Here is a 14,382-nt window from a genome sequence, read left to right as displayed (position 1 = left end):
CAGGACTGGAAAAGAGAACCCCGATGCGTCTGACCACCCGGACCAATATCGCGATGCGGGCGCTGATGTATTGCGCTGTGAATGGCGGGCGCACGGTGCGCAAGTCGGACATCGCCTCCGCCTGCAACACCTCCGAGAACCACATGGCGCAGGTCATCAACACGCTGGCGCATCACGGGCTGGTGAAGACGACGCGCGGCCGGAACGGCGGTCTGACCCTCAAGCGCACGCCCGAGGACATCACCGTGGGCGAGGTTTTCCGCCATCTCGAATCGGGGGTGCCCTTTGCCGAATGCTTCGATCCGGTGACGAATACCTGCCCGATTTCCTGCTGCTGCCTGCTGAAGGGCGCGCTGCAGCGGGCACTGGCCGAATTCTACGCCACGCTCGACGGCGTCACCCTGGCCGATCTGGTGGCGGGCAACCGCGATCTGGAAGAGGCGCTGGCACTGGCGTCCTGAGATCGCGGCCCATGCCGTAGGGTCACGCCCGTGCGGGGCTCTTGCCAGAGGCCGAGGACGCCCCATCCTTTTCGACATGACAGTTGTTTCGCTTTCCGTCGACCCAACCGAGCCCTCCGGCTTTCTCAGGGCGCTTTTCGACCTGGCCGTCGCGGCGGCAGATCCGATGCGGATCGTCCCGCCCGCGCTGCCACCCCGTCCCGCGGGACGGGTGGTGGTGGTGGGGGCCGGCAAGGCCTCGGCGCGGATGGCCGAGGCGGTCGAGACCGCCTGGGGCCCGTGCGAGGGGCTGGTGATCACCCGCTATGGCCATGGCCGTCCCTGCGCGGGCGTCGAGATCGTCGAGGCCGCGCATCCGGTGCCCGATGCCGCAGGCGAGGTCGCGACCCGGCGGGTGATGCGCCTGCTGGACGGTCTGGGCGAGGACGATCTGGTGCTGGCACTGATCTCGGGCGGGGGCTCGGCCCTGCTGGTGCAGCCCGCCGGGCAGATCACGCTGGAGGAAAAGCGGCTGGTGACCTCGGGGCTTCTGGCCTCGGGCGCGCCGATCGGCGAGATCAACGGCATCCGCAAGGAAATATCGGCGGTCAAGGGCGGGCGGCTGGCCGCCGCAGCCTTTCCGGCGCGCGTGCTGGGCCTGCTGATTTCCGACGTGCCGGGCGACAATCCGGCCGATATCGCCAGCGGGCCCACCGTGGGCTATCGGGGCGACGCGGCCCGGGCTCTGGCGGCGCTGACGCGCTGGGGGGTGGTGCCGCCGCCCTCGGTGCAGGCTTTTCTCGAGGCGGGCGGCGATCCGGTCCGCCCCGACGACCCGCGTCTCGGCCGGGTCGAGAATCTGGTGATCGCGGCGCCCGCCCGGTCTCTGGAGGCCGCCGCCGAGGCCGCGCACGACGCGGGCTGTGCGGTCGAGATCCTGGGCGATGCGCTGGAAGGCGAGGCCCGCGAGCTGGCCGAAGCCCATGCGGCGCTGGCCTTGGCGCGGCAGGCCGCGATGGCGCCTGGCGATCCGCCGCTTTTGTTGCTGTCGGGCGGCGAATGCACGGTGACGCGGCGGGGCGACGGGATCGGCGGGCCCAATGCCGAATATGCGCTGGCCTTGGCGGTTGCACTGGAGGGCGCGCCCGGGATCGACGCCATCGCCTGCGACACCGACGGGGTCGACGGCGCGGACGAGGTGGCGGGCGCGGTGATCGGCCCCGACACGCTGGCCGAGGCGGCGGCGCTGGGGCTCGACCCGGCGGCGGCGCTGGCGACCAATGACAGCCATGGCTTCTTCGGGGCGCTGGGCGCGCAGGTGGCGCCGGGCCCGACCCTGACCAATGTGAACGACTTCCGCGCCATCCTGATCCGTCCGCGGCCGTGACGCGCGCCCAAATCCTGGGCAACGGCGTTGCCGGTCGCATGTTCCGCGCGGCGCGGACTTGCAAGCCACGCACCTGCGGGCAAGAAATGGGATCGGGAAACGCTTGGACGCCATGACCGACACGACGCAGACCCTGCGCATCAAGCTGGCCGGCCTCGTTGGCCTGATCTATCCGGATCAGGACCGCGAGCTTCTGATCGACCGGATTGTCGAGGCGTTCTGGCCCGAGGGCGCGCGCCCCCGCCGCCGCGCCCGAATGCCGTCGAACCGGCTGTGGTCCTGCGAGGACTCGATGGTCATCACCTATGGCAACAGCTTCACCGATGGCCAGCACAAGCCGCTCGACCTGCTGAACGATTTTCTGCACCGCCATCTGGAGGGCACGGTCGGGGGGGTGCATATCCTGCCCTTCTTTCCGTTCACCTCGGATGACGGGTTTGCGGTGACCGATTACCGGTCGGTCAATTCCAACCTCGGCGACTGGGAGGACATCCAGCGCATCGCGGGCAGCTTCCGGGTGATGTCGGATCTGGTGTTGAACCATGTGTCGAGCCAGTCGAACTGGTTTCACGACTACCTGCAGGGCCACGAGCCCTATGACCGGTTCTTCTTCGAGGCCTCGCCCGAGGACGATCTGGCGCCGGTGGTCCGCCCGCGCACCAGCCCGCTGCTGCGCGCGGTCGAGACGGCGAACGGCCCCCGCCATGTCTGGTGCACCTTCAGCCACGATCAGGTGGACCTCGACTTCCGCAATCCCGAGGTGCTGCTGGAATTCCTGCGGATCATGCGGCTGCATGTGGACAATGGCGTGCGCATCGTCCGGCTGGATGCGGTGGCCTTCCTGTGGAAGGAACCCGGCACGCCTTCGATCCACATGCCCCAGACCCATGCCATCGTCCAGCTGATGCGGGTCTTGTGCGATTTCGCGGTCGAGCCGATCGTTCTGCTGACCGAAACCAACGTGCCGAACCACGAGAATCTCAGTTATTTCGGCAACCGGAACGAAGCCCATGCGGTCTACAACTTCTCGCTGCCGCCGCTGATCCTTCATGCGCTGCTGTCGGGCACGGCCGAATACCTGCACCGCTGGCAGGCGACGATGCCGCCCGCGCAGCTGGGCTGTGCCTACCTGAACTTCACCGCCTCCCATGACGGCATCGGCATGCGCCCGGTCGAGGGGCTTTTGCCCGAAGAGCAGATCGGCGACATCATCGGCGCGATCCGGTCCTTCGGCGGCGAGGTGTCGATGCGCTCCACCGTCGGCGGCGGCGAGTCCGCCTACGAACTGAACATCACCTGGTTCGACGCGATGAAGGGCACCTTCGCGGGCGAGGACCAGTGGCAGGTCGACCGGTTCCTCTGTTCGCAGACCATCGTCATGGCGCTGGAAGGGATCCCGGCCTTCTATGTGCATGCGCTGCTGGCGACGCCCAACGATCATGCCGGGGTCGAGAAGACCGGCATCAAGCGCGCGATCAACCGGCACCGCTGGGATTACCCGGCCTTGCTGGCCCTGCTGGACGATCCGTCCAGCCTGCAGGCGCTGGTGCTGCGGCAGATGAAGCGGCGGATCGGCATTCGCCGCCGCCAGCCCGCCTTTCATCCGAACGCGACCCAGTTCACGCTGCATCTCGATCACCGGCTGTTCGGCCTCTGGCGCCAGAGCCTCGACCGCGACCAGTCGGTCTTCGCGCTGCACAATGTCAGCGCAGAGGATCTGTCGGTCTCGCCTCTGTCGATCAACCTCATCGGCGGCGAGGACTGGATCGACCTTCTGTCGGGCGAACGGATCTCGCCCACCGGCACGGAAATCCCGTTCGCGCCCTATCAGTGCCGCTGGATCTCGAACCGCGACGTCGCCGGGCCGGGCGCGGGCTAGGCGGCGATGACGGCGGAGGGGCAAAGGCCGCTGGTCGCGGTGCTGGCCGTAGTGATCCGCGCGGGCCAGGTTTTGCTGGTGCGCCGCGCCAACCCGCCCGATGCGGGCTTCTGGGGCTTTCCCGGCGGCAAGGTCGACTTCGCCGAGCCGTTGCTGGCCGCCGCGGCCCGCGAGCTGTTCGAGGAGACCGGCATACGGGCCGAGCCGCAGGCGGTGCTGACCGCGCTCGACGCGCTCGACCGCGGGCCTGACGGGCAGGTGCTGGGGCATTTCGTTCTTGTCGCGGTCCGCTGCCTCTGGCAGTCGGGTGCGCCGGTCGCGGCCGACGACGCGCTCGAGGCGCGCTGGGTCGCGCTTGACGATCTCGAGGCGCTGGCGCCGCAAAGCGCCGATGTCACCCGGGTGGCGCGGCTCGCCGCCGGATGAGCCTTCAGTCGGCCGAGGGCCCGAAATCGGCCGCGTCCGCCGCCACCGCCGCCAGCATGTCGTCCATCAGCGTCGGGTCGGCCGAATGCACCCGGTTCCAGGTCGGGATGAAGGGGGTCTCGGCGGGGTTGTCCAGAAACACCCGCCCGGCCTCGGTAATGTTCTGGGCGAACATCTCGATGATGTTCTCCTCGGCATGGCGGTCGAGGCTCAGCCCGTTCATCCGCGCGTCGTTGTAATAGCAGTCCAGAAGATCCAGCGCCTCGCGGTAATAGGTGGCCTTCAGCGTGCGGAAGATCTCTTCGGAAAAGACCGTGCCGTCGGCCGCCAGCTTGCGGAAGATCGACTTGCAGATATCGACCGACATTCGCGACAGCCCGCGCGAGGCATCCTCGGGCGAGACCGGCTGGTGCTTGTGGTCATAGGCGTCCGAGATCTCGACCTGACAGACAGACCGCGGCGCGAGATTGCGCCAGGCCTCGGACAGGACCCCGATTTCCAGCCCCCAGTCCGAGGGGATGCGCAGGTCGGGCAGGGGCGCCGTCCTGAGCGCGAATTCGCCCGACAGCGGGTAGCGGAAGGATCTGAGGTAGTCGAGGTAATCGCGGTCGCCGATGGTCTTCTTCAGCGCCAGCAGGATCGGGCTGACCAGCAGGCGGCTGACCCGGCCGTTCAGCTTGCCCTCGCCGATCCGGGGATAGAAGCCCTTGGCCAGCTGATAGGGAAAATTGGGGTTCGCGACCGGATAGACCAGCCGCGCCAGCATCTCGCGCGTGTAGGTGACGATATCGCAATCATGCAGGGCCATCACCGCGCTGTCCTTGCAGGCCATCAGATAGCCCATGCAGAACCACACATTGCGCCCCTTGCCGGGTTCGCCCGGTGTCAGGTTGTGCACGTCGAGCCGGGCATGGATCGCCTGCATCCGCGGGCTGTCCTGCCAGATCACCACATGGTTCTGCGGCAACCGGCCGAAAAAGCGCAGCGCATGCGCGAACTGCGCCTCGTCGGCCTGGTCGAGCCCGATGACGATCCGGTGCAGGAACGGCACCTCGGCCAGTTCGTCAAGGATCTTGGGCAGCGCGTCGCCTTCAAGCTCGGAAAACAGCGAGGGCAGGATCAGGCTGATCTTGCGGGTCTGGGCAAAGGTCGTCAGCTCGTGCACCAGAAGCTCGGCCGGGGCCGAACGCAGGTTGTGCAGGGTGGCGACATTGCCGTTCTGGTGAAAATCGGCCATGGGCGCGGCTCCTTGCCGGGACAGGGACCGTCCCGAAGAAAGACAGGGCCGGGGCGGGGGCGCCCCGGGGACAGTCAGGGTCGGGACCGTCAGATCCCGAAATCAGCAATAACCCGCAGCACAGCCTGGTTCCAACCTTTCGGCCCGGCTGCGGCGATCCGCTGGATGCGGCCGGTTTCCTCGCCATCGAGAGGCGGCATCGGCGCGCGATGCGGATTGGCAATGATGAAGCCCTGATCGGCCTGTTCCAGCATCTCGCGGTCGTTCGGCGCATCGCCCAGCGCCACCATATAGGGCGTCGAGTAACGCGCCGCGATCTCGGCCATCTGCCCGGCCTTGCTGGCCCCGAACGACAGGGTCAGGAAGCGCCCGCCCTCGCGTCCGCTGACGCCCTGCGCCCGGAGGGCTGCCAGAAACTCGGTCTTCTCTGCCTCGCTGCCCGACCAGATGCCGGGTTCGGAATAAAGCCGTTGCGCGGCCAGCGCGGCGGCCTCGGGCGCCAGCCCCGTCGCATCGGCGATCCAGTGTGCGCCGCCATCGCCAAACCCCCGGAACCGCTGGCGCAGCGGGGCGGGCACCTGATCGAGCGCGGTACGCAGCGCCCGGTAGCGGCTGCCCGTCCGGGGGGCCTCGGCGCCCGGTTCCAGAATGCCCGCGCCGTTCTCGACGATGGCCGGATGCGCGGCCAGGCCCAGGTCGGCCCGAAGCGGCGCGATTTCGGCGGCGGTCTTCGACGAGGCGAGGATCACCGGCACCCCGGCCCCGCGCAGCGCCTCCAGCGCCGGGGCGGCGGCCTCGTGCGAATAGGTCTCGTGGTCGAGCAGCGTGCCGTCGAGGTCGGTGAAGATCAGCAGGACTGGGCGGGGCATCGGCATCCTTCGAGGACAAGACGTGGGAACGCTTGGCACCGGGATACGCGGCCCGCGCGCCCATGGCCAGAGCCGGGTCGCGGAACCGCCCGCCCAGACATGCCAATGTGACAGGCACATGTCAGAGAGTGGCGAAAAATCACGCAGCGGTGTCGCGCGGCCTTCGGTCCCTGCGCCGCGGGTTTTCCCGACTCTTTTAGGGTGATACTTCTGGACCATTGCCGCGCAAGGGAATGTCAGAATGTCCGATCCCGTCTCCGATGCGAAACGCGCCTCCGAAAGCGCCTGGCCCCCGGGCGGTGCGGACCGGCTGCTGGAGGCTCTGCAGGCCGACCACATGCCCGATCTGGGCCATGTCGACATGGTGGGGCTGTTGCTTGACCCGCGGCTGGGCAAGCGCGCGCTGGTGTCGTCCTTCGGCACCGAAAGCGCGGTGCTGCTGCATTACGTGACCCGGATCTTTCCGCGCATTCCGGTGCTGTTCATCGAGACGGGGCGGCATTTCGCCGAGACGCTCGCCTATCGCGACCAGCTGGCCGGGCGGCTCGACCTCAATCTGGTCGATGTGCGACCCGACCCGGCGACCGTCGCGGCCGAGGACCCGCATCACAGGCTGGCCCATGAAGACCCGAACATGTGCTGCCTCTTGCGCAAGACCTTCCCGCTGGCCGATGCGCTGGACGGGTTCGATACCTGGATTTCCGGGCGCAAGCGGTTTCAGGCCTCGACCCGCGCGGCCCTTCCCGCGATCGAGCGCGACGGCGCCCATCTCAAGGTCAACCCGCTGGCCTTCTGGACCCGGGCCGATATCGACGCCTATTTCACCGCCCACCGGCTGCCGCGCCACCCGCTGGAGGCGGCGGGCTTCCGGTCTATCGGCTGCGAGCCCTGCACCCGCGCGGTTCGGCCGGGCGAGGATGCGCGGGCCGGGCGCTGGGCCGACAACCCCGAAAAGACCGAATGCGGCATCCATCTTGGCCCCGACGGGCGCTTCGTGCGCCGTCGTCCGGCCTGAGCCGGGTCAGATCCCCAGATAGCGGTCGACCAGCGCGGGCGTCAGCCCGTCCGCGGGCCCGGTCCAGACACTGGTGCCCTTTTCCAGGATGACCGCGCGGTCGGCGATGCGGACCAGTTCGGTCAGCGACTTGTCGACCACCAGGATCGCCAGCCCTGTTTCGGTCTTCAGCTGCCGGATCGCCGCCCAGATCTCGGCCCGGATCAGCGGCGCCAGCCCCTCGGTCGCCTCGTCTAGCAACAGCAATCGCGGATTGGTCATCAACGCGCGGCCGATGGCCAGCATCTGCTGTTCGCCGCCCGACAGCGACCCGGCCTCCTGCCGCCGCCGTTCCGCGAGCCGCGGAAACAATCCCGCGATCCGGGGCAGGTCCCAGATCCCCGGCCGGGCCGCGGCGATCAGGTTTTCCTCGACGCTGAGGCCGCGAAAGACCCGCCGCCCCTCGGGCACAAGCCCCAGCCCCAGCCGGGCCGCGCGATGGGCGGGCATCCCGGCCAGATCCTGACCCGCGAACCGGATCGTGCCGCCCCGATGCGGCAAAAGCCGGCAGATGCTGCGGATCGTGGTCGACTTGCCCATGCCGTTCCGGCCCATCAGCGCCATGACCTCGCCCTCGGCCAGACGCAGATCGACCCCGAAAAGCGCCTGCGCCGGGCCGTAAAAGGCCGTCACGCCCTCAAGCTGCAGCAAGCTCACGCCAGACGCTCCTCGCCCAGATAGGCGCGCTGCACCTCCCGGTCGGCCCGCACCGCCTCGACCGGGCCACTGGCGATGATCCGGCCCGAGACCAGCACGCTGATCCGGTCGGCCAGCCGGAAGACGGCATCCATGTCATGTTCGACCAGCAGGATCGGCGCCTCGCGGCGCAGCAGATCGAGCAGCGCGGTCATCTCGCGCGCACCGTCCGGCCCCATCCCCGCCATCGGCTCGTCCAGCACGAAGGCGCGGGGCGCCAGCGCCAGCGCCATCGCCAGATCGAGCCGCCGCCGTTCGCCATGCGCGAGATCGCCCGCCCGTACCGCACGGCGCCCGGCCAGCCCGACCCGGGCGATAAAGCCGCCCGCCCGTTCGACCAATGCCGGGTCCGAAAGCGCGGGTCGCAGAAAGCGGTAGGGCGCGCCGCTGGCGCCCGCCACGGCCAGCATCACGTTCTGCAGCACGGTCAGTTCGGGCGCCAGCGTCGTGATCTGAAAAGTGCGGGCCAGCCCCGCCCGGGCGCGCGCGGCGGCGTCACACCCGGTCACGTCGCGCCCGTTCAGCCGGATGCAGCCCGCATCGGGGCGAAGGGTGCCCGCGATCAGCCCGATCAGCGTCGACTTGCCCGCGCCGTTCGGCCCGATCAGGGCATGGATCTCGCCGCGCCTGAGGGTCAGCGACACGCCATCGGTGGCCTTCAGCGCGCCGAAGGCGAGCTGAAGGTCCTGAACCTCCAGTATCTCGTCAGTCATGCGCCACCGCCCGTCCCGCCAGCGCGCCGATCAGCCCGCCGCGTGCGAAAAGCACAATCCCGAGAAGCGCAAGCCCAAGGAAAAGCTTCCAGTACTCGCTGACCCCGCCCAGCAGATGTTCGAGAAGCACAAAGATCGCGGCGCCTGCCACCGGGCCGAACAGCCGCCCCGCGCCGCCCAGAATGACGAAAACCATGATCTCGCCCGAGGTCTGCCAATGCAGCATCGAGGGGCTGACGAAGCGGTTCAGATCGGCGAAAAGCGCCCCCGCCAGCGCCGTGACCGCGCCCGAGATCACGAAGGCGATCAGCTTCAGCCGGGCGGGCCGCAGCCCCAGCGCCGCCACCCGGTCGGGGTTCTGCCGCGCGCCGTCCAGCGCCAGACCGAAGCGCGAGCGCGCGATCAGATGCATCGCCCCCAGCGCCAGCAGCAGGACGCCGAGGCAGAGCCCGAAGAACTGCAGCGGATTGAGCGTGTCGAGCCCGGGAAAGCCGTTCCGCACATAGATCGAGATCCCGTCCTCGCCGCCATAGGCGGGCCAGGAGACCGCGAAATAGTAAAGCATCTGGGCAAAGGCCAGCGTGATCATGATGAAATAGACCCCGCCGGTGCGCAGGCTGAGCGCCCCGATGACCAGCGCGGCCAGCGCTCCCGCCGCCATCGCCGCCAGCCAGATCGCGGGCATCGACTTGGTGCCCGGCAAGTCCATCGGCCAGGTCATCAGCGGCTCATAGGCCTGCACGGGCGCGGCCAGCACCGCCATGGCGTATCCGCCGATCCCGAAGAAGGCGGCATGGCCGAACGACACCATGCCCCCCAACCCCAGCGCGAGGTTCAGCCCGACGCCCGCCAACGCGAGGATCGCGGCCTTGGTCGCCAGTGTCACCAGAAATGGTTCGTCCAGCGCCTGCGCCGCCAGCGGCACCGCCAGGAGCGCGAGCAGGATCAGGGTGTTGAGAACGGGTTCGCGCCGCATCGCTCAGGCCCGCCCGAAAAGGCCGCCGGGCCGCATCACCAGCACGCCCGCCATGACGATGTAGATCAGCATCGAGGCCAGCGCCGCGCCGACCGATCCGGCCTCGGCCGGGGGCAGCACCGTCGCGAAGGCAACCGGCAAAAGCGCCCGGCCCAGCGTGTCGGTCATCCCGACCAGCAGCGCGCCGACCAGCGCCCCGTTGATCGACCCGATGCCGCCGATCACGATCACCACGAAAGCAAGGATCAGCACCGGCTCGCCCATGCCGACCTGCACCGATTGCAGCGCGCCGACCAACGCGCCCGCCAGCCCCGCCAGCGCGGCGCCCAGCGCGAAGACCAGCGTGTAAAGCCGCGAGATGTCGACGCCGAGGGCCGCGATCATCTCGCGGTCGGCCTCGCCCGCGCGGATGCGGATACCCAGCCGCGTCCTGCCGATCAGCAGGAACAGCCCCGCCGCCACCGCCAGCCCGAAGCCGATCAGCGCAAGGCGATACAGAGGATAGTCGATGCCCCCCGGCAGCCGCACCGGCCCCGACAGCGCGGCCGGGATGTCGAGATACAGCGGAAAGGACCCGAAAAGCCAGCGCGTGCCCTCGGACAGGATCAGGATCAGCGCGAAGGTCGCCAGCACCTGGTCGAGATGATCGCGCGCGTAAAGCCTGCGGATCACCGACAGCTCGATCAGCGCACCCGCGGCGGCGGCGGCGGCAAGGCTTGCGGCAAGGCCCAGCCAGAAGCTGCCGGTCGCGGCGGCGACCGCCGCGCAGGCGAAGGCGCCCAGCATGTAAAGCGACCCATGCGCGAGGTTGATCAACCCCATGACCCCGAAGACCAGTGTCAGCCCGGCGGCCATCAGGAACAGCATGATCCCGTATTGCAGGCCGTTCAGGGCCTGCTCGATCAGAAGCATCGCGGACAAGGGGCGGGTCTCCGGCGGGGCGGGCGGCGCCGGGCCGCCCGCCATGGGGTCACATCTTGCACGCGTCTTCGTAGGGATTGCCGCGATCGGTCATCGCGGTGCCGACGATCTTGTTGGTGTAGATGTCGCCCTCTTTCACCACCTCGCGGACGTACAGGTCCTGGATCGGGTGGTTCGACGGGGCGAAGCTGAACTTGCCGCGAACCGAGGCGAAGTCGGCCTCTTTCAGCGCGGCGCGGAAGGCCTCGGTATCCGAAACCGGCGCCTTGGCCATGGCCGACAGCAGCAGGTTCGCGGTGTCATAGCCATAGGCGGCATAGACCGAGGGCAGGCGCCCGTATGCGGCGCGGAAGCCCTCGACGAAGGTCGCGTTCGCGGCAGTGTCGAGATCGGGCGACCAGTTCGCGCCGTTCAGCACGCCCACGGCGGCATCGCCCATCGCCTGAAGGATCGACTGATCAAAGCTGAAGGCCGGGCCGATCAGCGGCAGGCCGACGCCGGACTCGGCATATTGCTTGACGAAGGAAATCCCCATACCGCCCGGCAGGAAGATGAAGACCCCGTCGGCATCCGAGGCGCGGATCTGCGCGATCTCGCTGGCATAATCGGTCTGGCCGAGTTGGGTATAGACCTCGGACACCACCTCGCCCTCGTAGAACCGCTTGAACCCGCTAAGGGAATCCTTCCCGGCCGGGTAGTTCGGCGCCATGATGAAGGCGCGTTTTATGCCTGCAGTGGCGGCATAGGCCCCGGCTGCCTCGTGCAGGTTGTCGTTCTGGTAGCTGACCGAGAAATAGCCCGGGTTGCAGCCCTTGCCCGCCAGTTGCGAAGGCGCGGCATTGGTCGAAAGATAGGTCTTGCCCTGCGCGGTCGCGGCCGGAACCACGGCCATGGCGAGGTTCGACCAGACGATGCCGGTCAGCACATCGACCTTGTCGGACTGGATCAGCTTGTCGGCCAGTTGCACGGCGATCTCGGGCTTCTGCTGGTCGTCCTCGATCACCACCGTCAGGTCGGGATTGGCGGCGGCCTCGACCGCCAGCATGAACCCGTCGCGGGTGTCGATCCCGAGGCTCGCGCCGCCGCCCGACAGCGTGGTGATCATGCCGACCTTCACCGGATCGGCGGCGGCTGACCCCGCCAGCGCAAGTGCGGCCCCGGCCGCCAGAAGCGTTGCCTTGAATGTCATTGTCATCTTCCCCGTTCTCTGCCCGGCTTCTGGGCCCCCTGGTCCCGGCCGGTTGGCGGGCATGCTAAGCCGGGCCTGCGTCCTGCGGCAAGCGGCGATTGGCCGCCCGAGGCGGAGCGGTCCCTGCGTCAAGGGCGTCTCAGGAGGCGGCGCGAATTGTGTCGATCTCGGCCTTCAGCTTGCGCAGAGCGCGGCTGTCGGACCCGATGCGGGCAATCTCGACCACCCGGGCGGCCATCTCGGGATGCCCGCGCGCTAGGGCTTGGCGGGCGAGTTCGCGCAGATAGCGCGGAAAGCTCTGGCGGCGGCGCAGCAGCGCCGAAAGCCGCGCCGGGTCGAGCCGGTCCTCGATGGCGGCGGTGGCGATCTCCTGCAGGATGCCCATCTGCTGCAGCGACGACCCCAGCCGGTGGCCCAGAAGCGGGCAGCGCCGGGCGCGCACATTGGGCGCGTCGAAGCGCGCGGCATGGGCGGCATCGGGGCCGACATGGGGATCGAAGAAAAGATGCACGGCGGCGGCGGCGCGGCTGGCCTCGGCGGCATCGCCATAGCGGCCGGTGAAATCGCGGGTCCGCGCGGCGCGGCCATAGCGGGTTTCCCAGGGCACGAGGCGCGGATCCAGCGTCGATTGCGGGCTGATCGCGACCACCGTGGCGCCCGGCACAGCGGCCGAATAGGCGGCAGCCCCGTAGCCGCCCATCGAGGCGCCGTAGAACACCACCCTCTCGAACCGGGCGAAGAAGCCCGAGGCGGCCAGCCGGTCGAATTGCTCTGCGACAGCCGGGTCGCGGAACCAGGTCCAGCCGGCGGCCATCACCCCCAGCATCGACCAGCCGTTCCGGGCGATGAAGTCGAAGCCCCAGGGGCGGCGGCCTTCGCGCTTTTCCAGCGCCAGTTCGAGATTGTCGAAGGTCACCACAAGGGTCGGCCCCCGCGGCACGTAGAGGAAGGAATGGGCGCCGCAATCGGTAAAGCTGCCCTGAGGCCCGGCCAGGTCGCGGGCGACGCCCGCCCAGCGATCGGCGGACGCGCCCGCGGGCGCAGGGGAGGGCTCGGCCACGGCATTGGAGGCGGGGCGCAGCGCAACGGTCCGGTGCTTCGGCCCGGTGGCCAGCACGCGGGTCTGCCCCATTCGGCGCAGTTCGGCCAGCCCGCCCGAGCCGTTGCGGATGTCGACGATCAGCCTGCCGCCCGCCGCCACCACCCGGCGGAACAGCGGGGCGTAGGTCGAGACCGGATAGTGATAGCCGCAGGAGAGCAGACTGATCGCCGCGTCGGGCGCGAGGTCCGTCAGATCGTCGTGGCGCGGGTTGACGGTCGCGATCATCCCCTCGGGCACGCCATTGGCGATCAGAAAAGCGCGGGCGCGGGCAAGATCGGCAAAGCCCGCGCCGGTGTCGCGAAACCCGAAATGCCGCGCCTCGGTCGTCTCGATGTCGATCAGCTCGAGCGCACAGCCGAAGCGGCGGTGAAGGAAAAGATCGACCAGCCCCGAGCCGCAGCCGATATCTGCAAGCCGCCCGGGCGGGGCTTCGGCGAGGGCGTCGCCCAGAAGCCGTGCGGCCGCCTCGGCTTCGGTCAGGGCACGCTCGAGGATCTCGTCCCGTCGCGCACGGGCCAGCGCCTGCAAGGGGGCGTCGTCGCCCGCCTTCCAGGCGCGGATCTCGGGCCCGGCCTCGGCGTTGGCGCTGCGCTGGAGGATCAGGTTTGTGACATCGGTCTCGTCGAACATCGAAAAATCGGGCCGATCCGCGCGACGTGGCGCCAAAGGGGCCGTGGCGATCCCGTGACGGTCCAGAAGAGCGGCGGCAAGGCTTCCCGGGGGCGGCTGTCCGCCAATCTTGTCCAGTGCATTGCGAAACCGCCGCCCCCAGAAATGGATCGAGCGGGTCTCGGGACCCAGCAGCGCCTCGGCCTCGGCGCGGCGGGTGGCGCGAAGCGGCAGCGCGGCGCGGGAAAATGGGATCGGGTACAGAACCGGGGGCGGGAAGGCCCGGTCGGCCTCGCCGGTTTCGGTCAGGAAATGGGTCAGGGCGTCCGGCCCCCAGACCCCCCAGGGCAGGTCGCGGACATGAACGGGGGCGCCGGCCTCGGCCCGGGCCTTCAGGTCGGCCCGGCGCGCGGGCGGATAGAAGGGCGGGATCGGGTGGTCGTCCTCGGTAAAGGCCAGCAGCGCGGCCAGTGCCGGGCTGTCGGGCGGCAGCCCCAGAACGCCGCCGTTGATGTGGCGGTGCGTCTGCCAGCCCAGGAAATAGCCGGTTTCGGTCTCGAACGGGCGCAGGCAATAGGCATCCGTGTCGGCCCAGATCATGCCCGGGCAACCGGCCAGCAGGCGATAGCGGAACCGGTCCGACAAAAGCGCGGGACTGCCGGATCTGGCATGGAAGAGGATGCGGTCGGTGGCAAGGACCTGTTCGGCCCGTTCGAACCGGACCCCGGGCGGCAAGCCCTCGACGGGCGCATAGCCGAAGACGGTGACCTCGTGCCCCTGATCGACGAAGGAGGTCAGGCACAGCCGTTCGAGCCAGCCGAGTGCCGGGCCGATCCAGAGCGTGCCGATCCGTGCAGGCGGCATCGCGGCCGTCTCCCTGAGGC

The 14,382-nt window shown here is 69.1% G+C and carries 13 protein-coding genes; 5 read left to right on the top strand and 8 right to left on the bottom strand.

Annotated features, from left to right (window positions below):
* Window positions 1-23: 23 nt before the first annotated feature.
* From C8N38_RS04165 to C8N38_RS04150, 4 genes are all read left to right on the top strand, one after another.
* The gene (locus C8N38_RS04165) at window positions 24-461 is read left to right on the top strand and encodes an RrF2 family transcriptional regulator (protein ID WP_108024220.1); all 438 of its coding nucleotides are present in this window, start codon (window positions 24-26) and stop codon (window positions 459-461) included.
* 76 nt (window positions 462-537) lie between these two features.
* Window positions 538-1,827 (top strand): glycerate kinase type-2 family protein, encoded by a 1,290-nt coding sequence (locus tag C8N38_RS04160; protein ID WP_108024218.1) that lies wholly within the window; start codon window positions 538-540, stop codon window positions 1,825-1,827.
* Window positions 1,828-1,939: 112 nt separating this feature from the next.
* Window positions 1,940-3,706: a sugar phosphorylase gene (locus tag C8N38_RS04155; protein WP_108024216.1), complete on the top strand. Its 1,767-nt coding sequence runs from the start codon at window positions 1,940-1,942 to the stop codon at window positions 3,704-3,706.
* A 6-nt stretch (window positions 3,707-3,712) separates the two neighbouring features.
* Entirely contained in the window at window positions 3,713-4,132 is a 420-nt protein-coding gene (locus C8N38_RS04150) for an NUDIX hydrolase (protein WP_108024214.1), read from the top strand.
* A 4-nt stretch (window positions 4,133-4,136) separates the two neighbouring features.
* Here the strand turns inward: C8N38_RS04150 and C8N38_RS04145 are convergent, their stop codons facing one another.
* On the bottom strand, window positions 4,137-5,369 hold the full coding sequence (locus tag C8N38_RS04145) for a glycosyltransferase family protein (RefSeq protein WP_108024212.1): 1,233 nt from the start codon (window positions 5,367-5,369) through the stop codon (window positions 4,137-4,139).
* A gap of 89 nt (window positions 5,370-5,458) precedes the next feature.
* Window positions 5,459-6,238, bottom strand: coding sequence for an HAD-IIB family hydrolase (locus C8N38_RS04140; RefSeq protein ID WP_245895506.1), 780 nt, complete (start codon window positions 6,236-6,238; stop codon window positions 5,459-5,461).
* Window positions 6,239-6,479: 241 nt separating this feature from the next.
* Between C8N38_RS04140 and C8N38_RS04135 the strand changes: the two genes are divergently transcribed.
* Window positions 6,480-7,253, top strand: coding sequence for a phosphoadenylyl-sulfate reductase (locus tag C8N38_RS04135; RefSeq protein WP_215731079.1), 774 nt, complete (start codon window positions 6,480-6,482; stop codon window positions 7,251-7,253).
* A 6-nt stretch (window positions 7,254-7,259) separates the two neighbouring features.
* Here C8N38_RS04135 and C8N38_RS04130 read toward each other — a convergent pair whose 3' ends face one another.
* From C8N38_RS04130 to C8N38_RS04105, 6 genes are all read right to left on the bottom strand, one after another.
* Window positions 7,260-7,949: an ABC transporter ATP-binding protein gene (locus tag C8N38_RS04130; protein ID WP_108024208.1), complete on the bottom strand. Its 690-nt coding sequence runs from the start codon at window positions 7,947-7,949 to the stop codon at window positions 7,260-7,262.
* Window positions 7,946-8,701, bottom strand: a complete 756-nt coding sequence (locus C8N38_RS04125) for an ABC transporter ATP-binding protein (protein ID WP_108024206.1) — start codon at window positions 8,699-8,701, stop codon at window positions 7,946-7,948. The genes C8N38_RS04130 and C8N38_RS04125 overlap by 4 nt, the downstream gene beginning before the upstream one ends.
* On the bottom strand, window positions 8,694-9,677 hold the full coding sequence (locus tag C8N38_RS04120) for a branched-chain amino acid ABC transporter permease (RefSeq protein WP_108024205.1): 984 nt from the start codon (window positions 9,675-9,677) through the stop codon (window positions 8,694-8,696). The genes C8N38_RS04125 and C8N38_RS04120 overlap by 8 nt, the downstream gene beginning before the upstream one ends.
* 3 nt (window positions 9,678-9,680) lie before the next feature.
* Complete coding sequence (locus tag C8N38_RS04115) at window positions 9,681-10,589, bottom strand: branched-chain amino acid ABC transporter permease (protein WP_108024460.1); 909 nt, start codon at window positions 10,587-10,589, stop codon at window positions 9,681-9,683.
* Window positions 10,590-10,647: 58 nt separating this feature from the next.
* Entirely contained in the window at window positions 10,648-11,787 is a 1,140-nt protein-coding gene (locus tag C8N38_RS04110) for an ABC transporter substrate-binding protein (RefSeq protein ID WP_108024203.1), read from the bottom strand.
* Between the two features lie 139 nt (window positions 11,788-11,926).
* Window positions 11,927-14,362: a class I SAM-dependent methyltransferase gene (locus C8N38_RS04105; RefSeq protein WP_108024201.1), complete on the bottom strand. Its 2,436-nt coding sequence runs from the start codon at window positions 14,360-14,362 to the stop codon at window positions 11,927-11,929.
* Between the last annotated feature and the right edge of the window lie 20 nt (window positions 14,363-14,382).

The sequence above is a fragment of the Rhodovulum kholense genome, assembly GCF_003053725.1.
Lineage (GTDB): Bacteria > Pseudomonadota > Alphaproteobacteria > Rhodobacterales > Rhodobacteraceae > Rhodovulum > Rhodovulum kholense.
This window is presented reverse-complemented; position numbering and strand designations above follow the sequence as displayed.

What these genes read in the sequence shown, in the direction of transcription:
- C8N38_RS04160 (WP_108024218.1), top strand. Translation starts at nt 538, where the DNA reads ATGACAGTTGTTTCGCTTTCCGTCGACCCAACCGAGCCCTCCGGCTTT.
- C8N38_RS04115 (WP_108024460.1), bottom strand. Translation starts at nt 10,589, where the DNA reads ATGCTTCTGATCGAGCAGGCCCTGAACGGCCTGCAATACGGGATCATG.
- C8N38_RS04165 (WP_108024220.1), top strand. Translation starts at nt 24, where the DNA reads ATGCGTCTGACCACCCGGACCAATATCGCGATGCGGGCGCTGATGTAT.
- C8N38_RS04120 (WP_108024205.1), bottom strand. Translation starts at nt 9,677, where the DNA reads ATGCGGCGCGAACCCGTTCTCAACACCCTGATCCTGCTCGCGCTCCTG.
- C8N38_RS04105 (WP_108024201.1), bottom strand. Translation starts at nt 14,362, where the DNA reads ATGCCGCCTGCACGGATCGGCACGCTCTGGATCGGCCCGGCACTCGGC.
- C8N38_RS04145 (WP_108024212.1), bottom strand. Translation starts at nt 5,369, where the DNA reads ATGGCCGATTTTCACCAGAACGGCAATGTCGCCACCCTGCACAACCTG.
- C8N38_RS04135 (WP_215731079.1), top strand. Translation starts at nt 6,480, where the DNA reads ATGTCCGATCCCGTCTCCGATGCGAAACGCGCCTCCGAAAGCGCCTGG.
- C8N38_RS04155 (WP_108024216.1), top strand. Translation starts at nt 1,940, where the DNA reads ATGACCGACACGACGCAGACCCTGCGCATCAAGCTGGCCGGCCTCGTT.
- C8N38_RS04125 (WP_108024206.1), bottom strand. Translation starts at nt 8,701, where the DNA reads ATGACTGACGAGATACTGGAGGTTCAGGACCTTCAGCTCGCCTTCGGC.
- C8N38_RS04110 (WP_108024203.1), bottom strand. Translation starts at nt 11,787, where the DNA reads ATGACATTCAAGGCAACGCTTCTGGCGGCCGGGGCCGCACTTGCGCTG.
- C8N38_RS04140 (WP_245895506.1), bottom strand. Translation starts at nt 6,238, where the DNA reads ATGCCCCGCCCAGTCCTGCTGATCTTCACCGACCTCGACGGCACGCTG.
- C8N38_RS04150 (WP_108024214.1), top strand. Translation starts at nt 3,713, where the DNA reads ATGACGGCGGAGGGGCAAAGGCCGCTGGTCGCGGTGCTGGCCGTAGTG.